Raw genomic sequence first — 16124 nt, 5'->3', positions numbered from 1 at the left:
GTCCTACGGGGAGGGGCTGTCGCCCTGTACGGTCGGACGGACGACTCCAGGGGGGAGTGGTGGGCACGGACGGGGGAAGAGGACGGATCATGTCGCGAGTGCCGGGGTGGCTCGGCCGGGTCGGGGCCCGGCTGACCGAGATGAGTGAGCGGCTGGACGAGCGCCGCGCCGCGATGGAGCGGGAGCGCGTCGAAGCCGAACCGTCACTTCAGCCGGAGCCCGTCCCTGAGCCGCCCTCAGACGACCGCGTCCCGCCGCCCCCCGACTACGCGCCCGCGATGGCCCCGCGTCCCGATCCGGCACTGGCCGTGCCGTGGGGGATGCGGGTCGCCGCCGAGGCCGGCTGGCGGTTGCTGGTGCTGGCGGGCACCGTCTGGGTGCTGATGCGGATCATCAGCGCCGTACAGCTGCTGGTGCTGGCGTTCGTGGCCGCGTTGCTCATCACCGCGTTGCTCCAGCCGACCGTGGGACGGTTGCGGCGCCACGGGGTGCCGCGCGGGCCGGCCACCGCGCTGACGGCGATCCTCGGGTTCGTCGTGATCGGGCTGATGGGCTGGTTCGTGACCTGGCAGGTCATGGAGAACATCGACAACCTCTCCGACCAGATCCAGGACGGCATCGACGAACTGCGCAACTGGCTGCTGAACAGCCCGTTCCACGTCACCGACAAGCAGATCAACGAGATCGCCAAGAACCTGCGGGAGGCGGTCGGGGCCAACACCGACCAGATCACCTCGGCGGGGCTGGAGGGCGTCACGGTCGTGGTGGAGGCCCTGACGGGCATTCTGCTGACGGTCTTCTCGACGCTGTTCCTGCTCTACGACGGCCGGCGCATCTGGGAGTGGACGCTGAAGCTGGTGCCCGCGGCGGCGCGGCCGGGGGTGGCCGGGGCCGGGCCGCGGGCGTGGCGGACGCTGACGGCGTATGTGCGGGGCACGGTGATCGTCGCGCTGATCGACGCGATCTTCATCGGGCTCGGCATCTACTTCCTCGACGTGCCGATGGCCGTGCCGCTGGCGGTGTTCATCTTCCTGTTCTCCTTCATCCCGCTGGTGGGCGCGGTGGCGTCGGGAGCGCTGGCGGTGCTGGTCGCGCTGGTCACGCAGGGCGTCTTCACGGCGGTGATGACGCTGGTGGTCGTCCTGGCCGTGCAGCAGATCGAGGGGCACATCCTCCAGCCGTTCATCCTCGGCCGGGCCGTGCGGGTGCATCCGCTGGCGGTGGTGCTGTCGGTGGCCGCGGGCGGGATGGTGGCCGGGATCGGGGGCGCGGTGGTCGCCGTGCCGTTGGTCGCGGTGACGAACACGGTGGCCGGGTACCTGCGGGCGTACTCCCACGAGGCGGCGCTACGGCACGCGCCGCGGCCACGGGGAGCCACGGCATCGGACGCAGCGCCGGCGGACCCACCCACCCCGCCCGAACAACCGTGAGCCAGCGACAAGGCCCGGCCACCGCTCAGGTGGCCGGGCCTTGTGTTGAGGAGGTGTCGGGGCGTTACTCCGCCAGTGCCGCCTCGGCGTCCAGGGTGACGGCCACCGCCTGGATGACGGAGGCGATCTTGAAGGACTCCTGGATGGTCTCGCGTTCGACGCCGGCCTTGCGCAGGACCTGCTCGTGGGAGTCGAGGCACATGCCGCAGCCGTTGATGGCGGAGACCGCGAAGGACCACAGCTCGAAGTCGACCTTGTCGACGCCGGGGTTGCCGATGACGTTCATCCGCAGGCCCGCGCGCAGGCTGCCGTACTCGTGGTCCGACAGCAGGTGGCGGGTGCGGTAGAAGACGTTGTTCATCGCCATGATCGCCGCGGCGGACTTGGCCGCCGTGTACGCCTCCGGCGACAGGTTCGCCTTCGCCTCCGGCTCCAGCTCGCGCAGGACGATGGGGGAGCGGGACGCGATCGCGGTCGCCAGGACGGTACCCCACAGCTGCTGCGCCGGCAGGTCGGAGTTGCCGATGACCGAGCCGAGGTTGAGCTTCAGGTCCTTGGCGTAGTCCGGTATGCGGGACTTGAGGGAGTCGAGGGACATCTCGTTACTCACCAGCCAGCAGCTTGACCGGGTCCAGGGTCTCGTCGCCCTTGGTCCAGTTGCACGGGCACAGCTCGTCCGTCTGGAGGGCGTCCAGGACCCGGAGGACCTCCTTCGGGTTACGGCCGACCGAACCCGCGGTCACCATCGAGAACTGGATCTCGTTGTTCTGGTCGACGATGAAGACCGCGCGCTTGGCGAAGCCCTCCTCGTCCTCGATGCCCAGCGCCCGCATGAGCTCGTGCTTGGAGTCCGCCATCATCGGGAACGGCAGGTCACGCAGGTCGTCGTGGTCCTTGCGCCAGGCGTGGTGGACGAACTCGGAGTCGCCGGAGAAGCCGAGCACCTGGGCGTCGCGGTCGGCGAACTCCTCGTTCAGCTTGCCGAAGGCAGCGATCTCGGTGGGGCACACGAAGGTGAAGTCCTTGGGCCAGGCGAAGATCACCTTCCACTTGCCTTCGTAGGTCTTGTGGTTGATCTTCTCGAACTCCTTGCCCTTCTCCAGCGAGACGCAGGCGGTCAGTTCGAACTCGGGGAACTTGTCACCGACAGTGAGCACACGCTCTCCTTGCAGCGAAGAAGCACCCGTTTTACGGGTGTTTCCCATGGGTTGGACCTTGTTGATGTTGGCACAGGGTGCATTGATACGGGAAATAGCTACACTCGGTCGAGTTGATCGGAGGGAGCTATCAGTGACCGTCGGTAGCAGCAAGGCCCAAGGGTGGCGGCCATGACCATGAGCAGTGGCAAGCGGAGACAGCCCAGTCTCGCCCAGCTGCGCGCCTTCGCCGCCGTCGCCGAGCACCTGCACTTCCGGGACGCCGCCGCCGCGATCGGCATGAGCCAACCCGCCCTGTCCGGCGCCGTCTCCGCACTGGAGGAGACACTCGGTGTCACCCTCCTGGAGCGTACGACCCGCAAGGTGCTGCTCTCACCCGCCGGTGAGCGGCTCGCCGTACGGGCGAAGGCGGTGCTGGAGGAGGTCGGGGCGCTGCTGGAGGAGGCCGAGGCGGTCCGGGCGCCCTTCACGGGCGCGCTGCGCCTCGGGGTCATCCCGACCGTCGCGCCGTATCTGCTGCCCACCGTGCTGCGGCTGGTCCATGAGCGGTATCCGCAGCTGGACCTCCAGGTGCACGAGGAGCAGACCGCCAACCTCGTGGAGGGACTGACCAGCGGGCGGCTGGACCTGCTGCTGCTCGCCGTGCCGCTCGGGGTGCCCGGCGTGGTCGAACTGCCGCTGTTCGACGAGGACTTCGTGCTCGTCACGCCGCCGGGTCACGGGCTCGGCGGGCGGCAGGGGATACCGCGCGAGGCGCTGAAGGAGCTCAACCTGCTGCTGCTCGACGAAGGGCACTGCCTGCGGGACCAGGCGCTCGACATCTGCCGGGAGGCCGGGCGCGAGGATGCCCCGGTCACGACGACCGCGGCCGGGCTGTCCACCCTCGTCCAGCTCGTCGCCGGCGGCCTCGGCTGCACCCTGCTGCCGCGTACCGCGCTGCGGCTCGAGACGTCCCGCAGCGACCAGCTGCTCACCGGGTCCTTCGCCGACCCGGCCCCCACCCGCCGGATCGCCCTGGCGATGCGGGCCGGGGCCGCGCGCGGCGCCGAGTACGAGGAGCTGGCGGCCGCCCTGCGCGAGGCGCTGCGGCCGCTGCCCGTCCGGGTCCTCGACACCGGCGCCTGAGGGCGCGCCTACTCCGTGCGCAGCCCGTCCGGCCGCATCATCCGCAGCAACGGCGGCAGACTCAGCAGCGTCACCGCCAGGACCACGCCGGCGCCGATGCCGGTCATGGTCAGCACGCTCGGCCAGTCGACACGGACCGCGGTGTCGGTCATGCGCAGCAGGACCGCGCCCAGCGTCACGCCGACCGTGGAGGCCAGCAGCAGGCCCAGGCCGATCGGGATCGCCGACTGCCACAGCACCGATAGGCTCAGCGTGCGGCGGCGGGTGCCGAAGGCGACCAGGGACGACAGCAGTTTGCGCCGGTCGCGCAACTGCTCCAGCTGGGAGACCAGCAGGCTCGCCCCGATCAGCGCCAGCACACAGGCGGCTCCGGCGAACAGGCCGGTGCGCAGGGACGCGTACCGGTCGAGGGTGTCGGTGGCCGACCAGGTCATGGGCTCCGACAGCGGGTCGATCCGGGCGGCCGTGTTGCGTACGTGCTCCGCCGCGTCGGCCACCGAGCGGTCCAGGCTCAGATAGAGCTGGCCGGAGGTGAACGCCGCGAGGTTCCCGGGCAGGGCGGCGGGCGTGACCAGGATGCCGCCGCGCCGGGTCCCGGTGGGGTCCTCGCGGGACTGGGCCTGCCGGATCTTTCGCGGCAGGGTCCAGGAGACCCAGTCGTCGTCGGTCCGGTCGGTGCTCTCCGGGTCGGCCCACAGGGTGCTGCCGGGCCGGACCGCCCTGGCGGTCTCGCTGTCGGTCTCGTTCTCCCCGCCCCGCAGGGCGAAGACGTCGCCGTCGCGGCAGGACGGCAGGGTGGCCACCTCGCGCAGCGCGGCGCAGTCGCCGACGGTCATCTGCGGCATGGCGGTGGCCTCGCCCCGCCGGTCACCGAGGTAGCCCTGGGTCAGTGCGGTGACCTTGCGTACGCCCCTGGTGTCGCGGAACTTCTCGGCCGTGGCGGCGAGTTCGGCGCCGTCGGGCACCCCCACCTGCATCTGGGCCCGCGAGACGTCGTACCCCGTCGCCTTGGTGTAGTTGGCCTCCACGCCGCTGAACAGCATCTGCAGCGCGATCGCACCGGCCACCGCCACCGCGATGCCGTTGACCATCCGGGCCGCGCTGCCGCCGCTCAACTGGAGCCTCCGTACGGCCAGTTGCCAGGCCACCCCGCCCGAGCCGAGCCGCGCCACGACCGTCTCGACGACCCAGGGCAGCAGTGCCGTGACTCCGATGAGCAGGCACATGACACCCCCGGTGACCAGGTACTCGTTGAAACCGCCCTGCTCACTGCCCTGCCCGACCATGGGGTACAGCATCGCGAGCCCGGCCAGCGGCAGCAGCAGCCGCCACCACAGCCGGCGCCGCGCGGGCTTGGCCGTACGGACCACGCCGAGCGGCTCGATGACCACACCGCGCAGCGCCAGGAGGGTCACCAGGACGGCGCAGGCCGGGACCGCGAGGGCGACGAGCGCGGCCAGGGACGGGGAGGGGTTGAGATAGCTCGGGAAGACGCTGACGCCGAACACCTCGAAGGTACTGGCGATCTCACGCCCCGCCAGGAAGAAGCCGACGCCGAAGACCAGTCCGAGGACGGACCCCGCCAGCGCCTCTCCGGCGGCGATGCGCCGGGTCATCCGGCTGTCGGAGCCGACCAGCCGCAGCGCCGCGAGCCGGCGGTCGCGCCGCTCGCCGCCGAACCGCACGGCCGCGGCGATGAACACGGCGACCGGCATCAGCAGCACCACGAAGACGACCAGCACCATCAGCAGCAGCACCGGATCCCAGCTGTCGCCGCCCGCCATCTCCTGCTCGCCGAAGTGGTCGATCCGGGCCCCGCTGTGGCCGTCGAGCAGGTCCGCGAGCCCCTTGCCGCCCGCGTAGTAGGCCAGTTCCCGGGAGCCGACCAGCCCCTGCTCGCCGATGGTTCCGGCGATCCGGTAGGGCAGCCGCTCCTTCAGCAGCCCGCCCTCACCGGAGGTGAGCAGTTCCTTCAGCGCGGGGGAGACGACCATCTCGCCCGCCGCCGGGAACCTCGCCACACCCGGCGGCAGCGGCGAGCGTGGGCCCTCCGCCTCCAGCAGGCGCCCGCGGATCTCCTTGTCGCGGAACGTGGTGTCCGCGTCCATGACGACCAGCGTGTCGTCGGCCCTGGGGATCTTCTGCTGGCTCCAGGTGTGGTCGGCACGCCCCTCCTCGCGCCGGTGCCGCTCGTCCAGCGCGTTCGGGATGGCGGTGGTCAGCAGCAGCAGCGCCACTCCCAGCCCGACGCCGACGGCCGTCAGCACGGCCCGGATCCAGCCCTCGCGTCCGCCGGCGAAGGCGAACCGGGTCCCCATGGCCAGATCCCCGGCCCAGCGGCGCACGCTCATATGACGCGCTCCATGTCCCGGGACCGGCCGTCGCGGACGACGATCTCGCGGTCGGAGTAGGCGGCCACCCGGGCCTCGTGCGTGACAAGGACGACGGCGGCGTTGGTGGACCGGGCGGCGTCGGTGAGCAGCTCCATCACGCGCTCGCCGTTGAGCGAGTCGAGCGCGCCGGTCGGCTCGTCGGCGAAGACCACCCGCGGGCTGGTCACCAGGGCCCGGGCGACGGCCACCCGCTGCCCCTGGCCACCGGAGACCTCCCCGGGCCGCTTCTTGCGGACGTCGTCGACCTCCAGCCGCCGCAGCCATTCCAGGGCGGCCTGCTCCGCCTTCTTGCGGGGTGTGCCGTTCAGCCGCAGCGGCAGGGCGACGTTCTCCACGCACGTCAGCTCGGGGACGAGCTGCCCGAACTGGAAGACGAACCCGAACTCGGAGCGCCGCAGCGCACTGCGCTCGGCGTCGCTCATGGCGGACATCTCCCGCCCGGCGTAGGTGATGGTGCCCTCGTCGGGCGTGACGATCCCGGCGAGGCAGTGCAGCAGCGTGGACTTGCCCGACCCGGAGGGCCCCATGACGGCGACCACCTCGCCGGGGTGGATGGAGAACGCGGCGCCGTCGAGCGCCGTGGTCGGGCCGTAGGACTTGCGCAGCCCCTGGGCGGTGAGGAGCGAGCCGGCGGGGGTCATGCGGTCACCGCCTCTCGCAGTTTCTCCAGCCGCGCGGCGGTCAGCTCCAGCCAGCGCAGGTCCGCCTCGAGGTGGAACAGGGCGTGGTCGCAGATCAGCTGGTCGGCCAGATCGCCCTTGCGCTTGCGGTCGGTGAGGATGCGCATGCTGCGCAGGTGCTCGGAGCGCTGGGTGTCGAGGATGTCGGCGGCGTCGCGGTGCGTGAGCAGGGCGAGGACGACCTTGGTGTACAGGGTCGACTGGAGGTACGGCTCGGGCTTCTCCGGCGTGCCGAGCCAGCGCTCGACGTCGGTGATGCCGGCCTCGGTGATCGCGTACCGCTTGCGCTCGGGGCCGCCGCCGGGCTCGATGCCCTCGACCTCGACCAGCCCGTTCTTCAGCAGGCGGGACATCGTCGAGTAGACCTGGCCGTAGTGCAGCGGCCGGTCGTGACCGAACTTCTCGTCGAAGGCCCGCTTCAGGTCGTAACCGTGACGCGGGCCGGACTCCAGGAGTCCCAGGAGAGTGTGACCGATGGACATGCCGAGGACTGTACACGGCGTGTATACGCGAGATGTATACGCCGAGTGTGGAGTGCGCGCTGAGGGGGGTGACACCGCAGGTGGGGGCCGATTGTCACGGTTCTGCCACACGCCGCGCCGCGCGCGTGTCCCGGGCTGGTGTGCCAGGCCGTTCAGGCCGACGGGGGCCTGGGGCCCGAGCCGCCGGGCGGGCGGCCCCGACGGGGCAGGGGGCCGGTGTCGCCCGGCAGCCGGCCCGCCTCCGCGAGGGCCCGGCGCAGCAGGAACTCGATCTGCGCGTTCGCCGACCGCAGTTCGTCCGACGCCCACCGGGCGAGCGCCTCGTACACGGCGGGGTCCAGCCGCAGCAGCACCTGCTTGCGCTGCGGCCGGCCCTGGGGCGCTGAACCCCCGGAGGAACCCGTCACTGGTAGAGCGTCCCGGTGTTGAGGACGGGCTGCGCGGAGCGGTCGCCGCACAGCACCACCATCAGGTTCGACACCATCGCCGCCTTCCGTTCGGAGTCCAGCTCCACGATGTCCTGCTCCGCGATCCGGGTCAGGGCCGCCTCCACCATGCCCACGGCGCCCTCCACGATCTGGCGCCGCGCCGCGACGACCGCGCCGGCCTGCTGCCGCTGGAGCATCGCCGAGGCGATCTCCGGAGCGTACGCGAGGTGCGTGAAGCGCGACTCGACGATCTGTACCCCGGCCGCCTCCACGCGCGCGTGCAGCTCGGCGGCGAGCTTCTCGGTGATCTCCTCGGCGTTGCCGCGCAGCGACAGGCCGTCCTCCTCGTGGGCGTCGTAGGGGTACTCGATGGCGATGTGCCGCACGGCGGCCTCGGTCTGGGTGGAGACGAACTCCACGTAGTCGTCCACCTCGAACAGGGCCTGGGCGGTGTCCTCGACCTTCCACACCACGACCGCGGCGAGCTCGATCGGGTTGCCGTAGGCGTCGTTGACCTTCAGGACGGCCGTCTCGTGGTTGCGGACCCGCGTGGAGATTTTGGTGCGCGAGGTGAAGGGGTTCACCCAGCGCAGGCCGTCCTCCCGGATCGTCCCCCGGTACCGGCCGAAGAGCTGGACGACCCGGGCCTCGCCCGGCGCGACCATGTTCAGCCCGCACATGGCCAGCAGGGCCGCGAGCGCGACCAGGATGCCGCCGATGATCAGGGCGGCCTTGGCGCCGGCCGCCGGGACGGCGGCGGCCGTGACGATCAGGGCGGCGCCGGCCAGCAGCCCGAGCAGCCCGAACAGCAGGGCGAGCCCGCCGCCGATGCTGTGCGCCGGGACCTCCCGTACGCGCGGGGCCGGCATCTCGGGCACGTCGGCCGTGAGCTCGGAGTCGTGCGTGGACATGGGTCATCCCCCGTTCTGACGGCGGCCCGGCGACGGGCCGCCGACTGCGATGTAGCTGACTTCGGTCTAGCTAAGTGATATCACTTTACTCCGCCCGGGCAACCCCCGAACCCTCTGGGACGTCGGTTCCGGTGGGGCGGGTGCTGATTGTCACGTCCGTAAAAGACCGGATCGACGGTCGTTGGTCATATCTCCCGGTGTTAGCTTTCTGAGCTGACCTGAGCGGCGAACTTGTGTGACATAAGGGCACACGCGAGCGAAGCGGAGCGGAACGGACTCATGGGACGAGCGGAAGAGAGACGCGCGCGACAGAGCGCCGGCCGCCGCGCGGCGCCCAGGCGCTCGTCCGGCGCGCCGTCGTCCGGCACGCCGTCGACCGGCGTCGGAGGCCGCGCCGCGGCCCGCAGGGCGGCCAAGCGCGGCCAGAAGGGCGGCATACGCCGGCTGTTCACCTGGAAGAAGATCCTCGGCACCTTCTTCGGTCTGTGCCTGCTCGGCATGGGCGCCTTCGTCGTGCTGTACATGGCGATCGGGATCCCGAAGGGCAACGCCGACGCCCAGTGGCAGAGCAACGTCTACAAGTACAGCGACGGCGGGCTCCTGGCCCGCACCGGCGACCGCAACCGCGAGATCGTGGACCTGGCCAAGGTGCCGAAGAAGGTCCGGTACACGTTCGTCGCCGCCGAGAACAAGACCTTCTTCAAGGACGCCGGCGTCGACTTCAAGGGCACCGCGCGCGGCCTGTTCAACACGCTCACCGGCAAGGGCGCGCAGGGCGGTTCGACGATCACCCAGCAGTACGTCAAGAACTACTACCTGTCCCAGGAACAGACCGTCACCCGCAAGCTGAAGGAGCTGGTCATCTCCCTGAAGCTGGACCGGGAGAAGTCCAAGGACTACATCCTCGCCGGCTACATCAACACCAGCTACTACGGCCGCGGCGCCTACGGCATCCAGGCCGCGGCCCAGGCCTACTACCGCACCGACGCCGAGGACCTCGACGTCGCCCAGGGCGCCTACCTCGCCGCGCTGCTCCAGGCGCCGAGCCAGTACGACTGGGCGGTGGCTTCGGAAACCGGTAAGAAACTGGTGAAGGCCCGCTGGAACTACGTCCTGGACAACATGGTCGAGGAGCACTGGCTCAGCAAGTCCGAGCGCGCGGAGATGAAGTTCCCGATTCCCAAGGAGCCCCAGGGCGCCCCCGGCATGAAGGGCCAGACGGGCTACCTGGTGGAGGCCGCCAACGCCGCGCTGGAGAAGCAGCTGGTCGCCCAGGGCACCGCCGAGGACACGAAGCAGGCGGCGGCGATGGTCGAACAGGGCGGCTGGACCATCACCCTCAACATCGACAAGAAGAAGCAGCGGGCGCTGGAGCAGGCCGTCAAGACGCAGCTGACCAGCAAGCTGGACCCGAAGAAGCGCAAGGTGGACGCCGACATCCAGGCCGGTGCCGCGTCCGTGAACCCCAAGACGGGCGCGGTCGTCGCGATGTACGGCGGCCAGGACTACCTCAAGCACTACTTCAACAACGCGACCCGCACCGACTACCAGCCCGCCTCGACGTTCAAGCCGGTGATCCTGGCCGCGGCCCTGGAGGAGGACGCCAGGACCCAGGACGGCACGCCCATCACCGCGAACACCGTCTACGACGGCACCAGCAGGCGCCCGGTGGTGGACGACGGCACCAAGGTCGGGTTCGCCCCCCAGAACGAGGACGACCGCAGCTACGGGAAGATCACCGTCCAGACGGCGATGAACAAGTCCGTCAACTCCGTCTTCGCCCAGATGGGCGTCGACGTCGGCATGCCCGAGGTGATGAAGGTCGCCGGCGAACTCGGCATGGACACCAAGGGCCTGCCGGCGGTGCCTGCGCAGACCCTGGGCACCATGGGCGCGAGCCCGCTGGAGATGGCCGGCGTCTACGCGACCCTCGACAACCACGGCAAGAAGGTGACCCCCGCCCTCCTCAAGTCCGTCGAGCACAACACCCGCGCGGTCACCCTGCCCGACCCGGTCGGCGACCGCGTCATCAGCCGCGAGGCCGCCGACACGGTCACCTCGGTGCTGACCGGCGTGGTCGACGACGGTACGGCCAAGGCCTCGGTGCGCGACAACCCGCTCCGGGACGGCCAGCCGGTGGCGGGCAAGACCGGTACGTCCGACGACAACAAGTCGGCCTGGTTCACCGGCTACACACCCGACCTGGTCACCTCGGTCGGCCTGTTCGGCGAGGACGACAAGCCGCCGCACCCCCAGGTCAAGATGTACGGCGCGGGCGGCGAGGAACGCGTCAACGGCGGCGGCTTCCCCGCGCAGATCTGGGCGGCGTACACCTTCGGCGTGCTGGACCAGGTCAGCAAGTTCGACCTGGACACCAAGCAGGGCGCCGCGGTCAAGCCGACCCCCACCCCGACGGCCACCCGGCAGCCGACGACCGAGCCCCCGAGCAAGGAGCCGACCAGCGAGGCGCCGACCTCGCAGTCGCCGTCCGAGACCCCGTCGCAGACCCCGACGACACCGTCTCCGTCCGCGACGCCGACGACCCGTCCGCCGGCGACCCCGTCGGCACCGCCCACCTTCGGCCTGCCCGGCGACCCGACCGAACCGGGCGGCGGCGGCCAGGGCCGGGAGCAGCAGTAGCCACCCGCCCACGCCTCACCACGCCAAAGGGCGCCCGACCGGCACCGGGCGCCCTGCCGTGCTCTCTGGGCCATGTGCGAGGCCCCTGGTCGGGGATCAGGTGTGGTTCAGCTCGAACCACACCACCTTGCCCGTGCTCAGGCGTGTCGCGCCCCAGCGGCGGGCCAGGCGGTTGACCAGGTACAGTCCGCGTCCGCCCTCGTCGGTGGCGCGGGCCTGGCGCAGGCGGGGCAGCTGGGGCACGTCGTCGCCGACCTCGCAGCGCAGCACGTCGGTGCGCAGCAGACGCAGGGTCACCGGCCGCGTCGCGTACCGCACGGCGTTGGTGACGACCTCGCTGACCAGCAGCTCCACCGAGTCGGTGAGGTCCTCCAGGCCCCAGCGGGCGAGCGCCCGGCGGGCCAGGCGGCGGGCCCGGCCGGGGGCGGCGTCCTCCGGCTCCAGGAACCAGTACGCCACGTCGCTCGGGGCGATGCCGTCGAAGCGGGCGGCGAGCAGGGCGATGTCGTCGTCCCGGTCACCCGGGCCGAGCATGTCGAGCACCTCGTCGCACAGCGCCTCCAGCGGCGGCGGGTGATCGGGGCCGGTGAGCTGCGCGGTCGCCGCGAGCTTCTCGCGCAGTTGCTCTATGCCGGTCCACACGTCCCGCAGGCGCGACTCGACCAGGCCGTCGGTGTACAGCAGCAGGGTCGCCCCGGCGGGCGCGTCCAGCTCCACGGCCTCGAAGTCCACGCCGCCCACCCCGATCGGCGCGCCGGCCGGCACGCGCAGGACCTCGGCCCGGCCGCCCAGGTGCAGCAGGATGGGCGGCGGATGGCCGGCGTTGGCGATGGTGATGCGGTGCGAGACCGGGTCGTACACCGCGTACAGGCAGGTCGCCATGCGGTCCACGCCGAGCCGCTGGGCCTGCTCGTCGAGGTGGTGCAGCACCTCCTGCGGAGGCAGGTCGAGACCGGCCAGGGTCTGCGCCGTGGTGCGCAGCTGGCCCATGATCGCCGCGGAGGTCATGGAGTGGCCCATGACGTCGCCGACGACCAGCGCGACCCGGCTGCCGGGCAGCGGGATCGCGTCGTACCAGTCGCCGCCGACCCGGGCGGTCTCCGCGGCCGGCAGGTAGCGCGAGGCCAGCCGCACGCCCGTCGGGCGGGGCAGGGTCTCGGGCAGCATGGTGCGCTGCAACTCGTCGGCGATGTACGCCTCCCGGCCGTACAGCACCGCCTTGTCGATGCCGAGCGCGCTGTGCGTGGCGAGCTGCGCGGCCACTAGCAGGTCGTCGGCCTCGAAGGGCAGCCGCTCCGGGCGGCGCAGGAACAGGGCCGCGCCGATCACCCGGCGCCGGCCGCGCAGCGGTGCCAGGATCGCGCGCTGCCCGCCGGGTACGGCGAACTCGCCGCCGTCGCCGAGCAGCTCGGGCAGCGCGGCGCGGGCGGCGGGGGCGTCCGTGAACACCGGCCGCACGCCCCGCAGCACCTCGGCCAGCGCGCTGCCGGGCCGTACCTCGCACAGCTCGCCGCCGACCGAGTCCAGCTCCGACGGCTCGGGCTGCACGGCCGGCATGAAGCCGTTCTCGGTGTCCCGCTCGGCCGGTATCCGGTCGGTGCGGCGCAGCCGCAGCAGCAGCGGGCCGGTGGGCCGCTCGTCACCGACCGGCAGCGGGTCGCGCAGGTAGACCAGGATCGCGTCGGAGAAGGTGGGCACGGTGGCCCGGCACAGCCCCATCACGATCTCGTCGAGGTCGATGCCGCGGGCGATCCGCCGCGTGGCGGCGCCCACGAACCGCAGCCGGTCACCGTCTCGCCGCATGGGCGCGGGCCGCCCGGGCGGCAGGCCCTGCCCGGTGCGGCGCTCCCGCCCGTCGGCGCCCTCGGCGCCCTCGGAGCCCGCGGTGTCGTCGGCGCCGTCGGGGCGCGGTGCCGGCTGGTCCGGCTCGCCGGCCGGCTGGATCGGGATGCCCTCCGGCACCGGCCGCGGCCGGTGGGCGTCGGGCTCGGCGGTCTGCTCGGCACCCGGCTGGGAGTGCTCGGAGCCGGGATTGCTCGCGGGGTTCATACCGTCCATGCCCTTGCCGCAGGGCACGGCCGTGCCCGGGGAGCCCTGCGTGGTCGTGCCCGTCGTGGCCGTCGTACCCGTCGGGGCTGTCGCACCCGTGGAGGCCGTCGTGCCCGGCGTGGCGGGAGACGTCGTCGTGCCCGGAACGGTGCTGTCACCGCCGGAGCGGGCCTGTGCCGGTAAAGCGCTCGCGCCGGGTGCGTGCGTCGGCGCCGGGGTACGCGCGAGCGCCCCGCGGGGATCCGCGGGGTCCACGCCCGTCTGCGGGCGCTCGAAGGAGGTCGGCTGCTCCGTCACGCGTGTCGAATCCATCCGTCCGGGGCTGCGCGCCGTACGCGCAGTTCGTCCCGCCGAAACTCCGATACCCGGAATACGTGCCCCAGGAACGGAATTCCCGCGTGGTCAGAGGTTGTGCCCGTGCCACCGGCAGGCCGTGCCCGGCCCGTACCGGCGTTGCCCTCGTACCCCTCGCTCACGTCCTGCCGCCCCTCGGTGACGATCGGTCAAGCTCAGCGCGTGCTCCGGAAGTTGCCGCCGCGCGCCCTTGCGGAGGACGATCCTACGTTTCTTGCCCGGGGGCGCATCAAGGGTCTCATGAGGACACGTGCACGGGTGTGCGGTCCCAGTCCTCCGGCAGCGACGGTACCGTCCAGGCCGGATCCGGACGCCAGTTCTGCCAGCCGTCCGAGAACGGCGGCCCCCAGGCGCGGATCACCTCCACCGCCGCCTGACCGGCCCGCCGCACCTGCTCGGCGAGCCGCTCGTCCATCAGGCCGTCCCGCTGCGCCTGCGCGAACTCGTCCTCGTCCCGCCAGTGCCAACTGCGGTCCGGGTGCACGGAGATGTCCAGAAAGTGGTCCTCGGAGTCCACCCCGCCCTCCCAGCGCACCAGCGGGGCCTCGAGATTGACGTACCAGTTCTTGAACCGCCAGCCCGGCTCCCAGAACAGCCACACCGACCACGGTTCACCCGGTCGCGCCAGCTTCAGCACGCCGGTGCCGGACCACCGGCCGCGGGTCACCGTGCGCGGCTTGGTGTACCGAGACCGCAGCGGCTCCAGGTGCACGGGCGTGCCGTCGGCGAGGACCGGCTTCACACACTCGGTGCCGGGCGCCATCCACACGGCGAGCAGCTCGGGATCGTCCCGTACGACGGTGACGGGACGCGCGATGTGAACAGCCGTACCGCCGTTCTCCCGGTACCGCCACAGGATCTGCGTCCCCGGCGCCCAGAAGTCCGCCACTCCACCCGTGTCCACGCGTCTCACCGCTCCACCGTCTGCCATGCACAGATATTAGGTGCCCCAGGCATACGACGCTGCAGTGCGTGTCACGGTTCACGCCCGGCGCGCGAACGGTTACGGGCGCGTCATCCGCAGGACATCCAGCGCCTCGTCGAGCTGTTGTTCGGTGAGGTCGCCGCGCTCGACGTACCCGCTCTCCACGACCACCTGACGGATCGTCTTCCGCTCGGCCAGCGCCTTCTTGGCGACCTTCGCGGCCTCCTCGTACCCGATGTACTTGTTGAGCGGCGTGACGACGGACGGCGACGACTCGGCGTACTCACGGGCCCGGTCCCGGTTCGCGGTGATCCCGTCGACGGTACGGTCGGCGAGCAGCCGCGACACGTTGGCGAGCAGCCGGATCGACTCGAGCACGTTCTTCGCGATGACCGGCAGCATGACGTTGAGCTCGAAGTTGCCGGCGGCTCCCGCCGTGGCCACCGTGGCGTCGTTTCCGACGACCTGCGCGCACACCATCAGCACCGCCTCCGGGATGACCGGGTTGACCTTGCCGGGCATGATGGACGACCCCGGCTGCAGGTCGGGCAGGTTGATCTCGGCGAGGCCGGTACGCGGTCCGGAGGCCATCCACCGCAGATCGTTGGCGATCTTGGTGAGCCCCACGGCGATGGTCCGCAGCTGCCCGCTGGTCTCCACGACCCCGTCCCGGGCGCCCTGCGCCTCGAAGTGGTCACGGGCCTCGGTGAGCGGCAGCCCGGTGGTGCGGGCGACCTCCTCGATCACGGCGGCGGAGAAGCCGGGCGGGGTGTTGATGCCCGTGCCCACGGCGGTGCCCCCGAGGGGCAGCTCGGCGAGCCGGGGCAGGGACGCGTTCAGCCGCTCGATGCCGTACCGCACCTGGGCGGCGTACCCGCCGAACTCCTGTCCCAGCGTCACGGGCGTGGCGTCCATGAGGTGCGTACGCCCCGACTTCACGACGTCGGCGAACTCCTCGGCCTTGCGCTCCAGGGAGGCGGCGAGGTGGTCGAGGGCGGGGATGAGGTCGCGGGTGACGGCGGCGGTGGCGGCGATGTGCAGGGACGACGGGAAGACGTCGTTGGAGGACTGCGAGGCGTTGACGTGGTCGTTGGGATGGACGTCCCGCCCCAGCCGCTCACTGGCGAGCGTGGCGATGACCTCGTTGGTGTTCATGTTGGACGAGGTGCCGGACCCCGTCTGGAACACGTCGACGGGGAAGTGCTCGTCCCACTTCCCCTGGGCGACCTCCCGGGCCGCCTCCTGGATCGCCTCGGCGATGTCCTTGTCGAGCACCCCGAGTTCCGCGTTGACCTTGGCGGCAGCGCCCTTGATCCGTGCGAGGGCCTCGATGTGGGCCCGCTCGATCCGCTGCCCGGAGACGGGGAAGTTCTCGACGGCCCGCTGCGTCTGGGCCCGCCACTTCGCCGCGGCGGGGACGCGGACCTCGCCCATGGAATCGTGCTCGATGCGGTAGTCGTCACTCATACCCGCTACAGCGAACGAGACCCCGACGATGTTCCTGACCGCACGGCGGGGCAGGGCGGTGGCTCCGGCGGGGGCGGCAAACG

At 71.6% G+C, this 16124-nt stretch carries 13 protein-coding genes; 3 read left to right on the top strand and 10 right to left on the bottom strand.

All coding sequences use genetic code 11. The features are described from left to right. Positions 1 to 89: 89 nt before the first annotated feature. The gene (locus AB0K80_RS06105; RefSeq protein ID WP_365666295.1) at positions 90 to 1430 is read left to right on the top strand and encodes an AI-2E family transporter; all 1341 of its coding nucleotides are present in this window, start codon (positions 90 to 92) and stop codon (positions 1428 to 1430) included. Positions 1431 to 1494: 64 nt separating this feature from the next. Here AB0K80_RS06105 and AB0K80_RS06100 read toward each other — a convergent pair whose 3' ends face one another. Both AB0K80_RS06100 and AB0K80_RS06095 read right to left on the bottom strand, forming a co-directional pair. Continuing rightward, complete coding sequence (locus AB0K80_RS06100) at positions 1495 to 2028, bottom strand: alkyl hydroperoxide reductase (RefSeq protein WP_365666604.1); 534 nt, start codon at positions 2026 to 2028, stop codon at positions 1495 to 1497. Positions 2029 to 2032: 4 nt separating this feature from the next. Beyond that, positions 2033 to 2587: a peroxiredoxin gene (locus AB0K80_RS06095; RefSeq protein WP_365666293.1), complete on the bottom strand. Its 555-nt coding sequence runs from the start codon at positions 2585 to 2587 to the stop codon at positions 2033 to 2035. A gap of 171 nt (positions 2588 to 2758) precedes the next feature. On the opposite strand from AB0K80_RS06095, the gene AB0K80_RS06090 reads away from it, so the two are divergent. Next, the gene (locus AB0K80_RS06090; protein ID WP_365666291.1) at positions 2759 to 3712 is read left to right on the top strand and encodes a LysR substrate-binding domain-containing protein; all 954 of its coding nucleotides are present in this window, start codon (positions 2759 to 2761) and stop codon (positions 3710 to 3712) included. An 8-nt stretch (positions 3713 to 3720) separates the two neighbouring features. Here AB0K80_RS06090 and AB0K80_RS06085 read toward each other — a convergent pair whose 3' ends face one another. The 5 genes from AB0K80_RS06085 to AB0K80_RS06065 all read right to left on the bottom strand — a co-directional run bounded on the left by AB0K80_RS06085 (position 3721) and on the right by AB0K80_RS06065 (position 8606). Then, complete coding sequence (locus AB0K80_RS06085; RefSeq protein WP_365666289.1) at positions 3721 to 6063, bottom strand: FtsX-like permease family protein; 2343 nt, start codon at positions 6061 to 6063, stop codon at positions 3721 to 3723. Next, entirely contained in the window at positions 6060 to 6746 is a 687-nt protein-coding gene (locus AB0K80_RS06080) for an ABC transporter ATP-binding protein (protein ID WP_365666287.1), read from the bottom strand. The genes AB0K80_RS06085 and AB0K80_RS06080 overlap by 4 nt, the downstream gene beginning before the upstream one ends. Further along, positions 6743 to 7267 carry a PadR family transcriptional regulator gene (locus tag AB0K80_RS06075; protein WP_365666285.1) on the bottom strand — a complete coding sequence of 175 codons (525 nt, stop codon included), beginning with the start codon at positions 7265 to 7267 and terminating at the stop codon, positions 6743 to 6745. Before AB0K80_RS06075 ends, AB0K80_RS06080 begins: the two co-directional genes overlap by 4 nt. 152 nt (positions 7268 to 7419) lie before the next feature. Then, positions 7420 to 7674 carry a hypothetical protein gene (locus AB0K80_RS06070; RefSeq protein ID WP_365666283.1) on the bottom strand — a complete coding sequence of 85 codons (255 nt, stop codon included), beginning with the start codon at positions 7672 to 7674 and terminating at the stop codon, positions 7420 to 7422. Further along, entirely contained in the window at positions 7671 to 8606 is a 936-nt protein-coding gene (locus AB0K80_RS06065) for an SPFH domain-containing protein (protein ID WP_365666281.1), read from the bottom strand. Before AB0K80_RS06065 ends, AB0K80_RS06070 begins: the two co-directional genes overlap by 4 nt. A 279-nt stretch (positions 8607 to 8885) precedes the next feature. Between AB0K80_RS06065 and AB0K80_RS06060 the strand changes: the two genes are divergently transcribed. Continuing rightward, positions 8886 to 11246 (top strand): transglycosylase domain-containing protein, encoded by a 2361-nt coding sequence (locus tag AB0K80_RS06060; protein WP_365666279.1) that lies wholly within the window; start codon positions 8886 to 8888, stop codon positions 11244 to 11246. A 96-nt stretch (positions 11247 to 11342) separates the two neighbouring features. Here AB0K80_RS06060 and AB0K80_RS06055 read toward each other — a convergent pair whose 3' ends face one another. The 3 genes from AB0K80_RS06055 to AB0K80_RS06045 all read right to left on the bottom strand — a co-directional run bounded on the left by AB0K80_RS06055 (position 11343) and on the right by AB0K80_RS06045 (position 16041). Continuing rightward, a complete protein-coding gene (locus AB0K80_RS06055; RefSeq protein WP_365666277.1) occupies positions 11343 to 13607 on the bottom strand; it encodes a SpoIIE family protein phosphatase in 2265 nt (754 codons plus the stop codon). Between the two features lie 280 nt (positions 13608 to 13887). Continuing rightward, the gene (locus AB0K80_RS06050; protein ID WP_365666275.1) at positions 13888 to 14580 is read right to left on the bottom strand and encodes a DUF402 domain-containing protein; all 693 of its coding nucleotides are present in this window, start codon (positions 14578 to 14580) and stop codon (positions 13888 to 13890) included. Between the two features lie 72 nt (positions 14581 to 14652). After that, positions 14653 to 16041 (bottom strand): class II fumarate hydratase, encoded by a 1389-nt coding sequence (locus tag AB0K80_RS06045; protein WP_365666273.1) that lies wholly within the window; start codon positions 16039 to 16041, stop codon positions 14653 to 14655. Positions 16042 to 16124: the final 83 nt, after the last annotated feature.

The organism is Streptomyces sp. NPDC052682 (assembly GCF_040678435.1).
In the GTDB taxonomy this organism is placed as follows: Bacteria; Actinomycetota; Actinomycetes; order Streptomycetales; family Streptomycetaceae; genus Streptomyces.
Note: the sequence above shows the minus strand (reverse complement) of the source record. Positions and strands in the feature narration are given on the sequence as shown.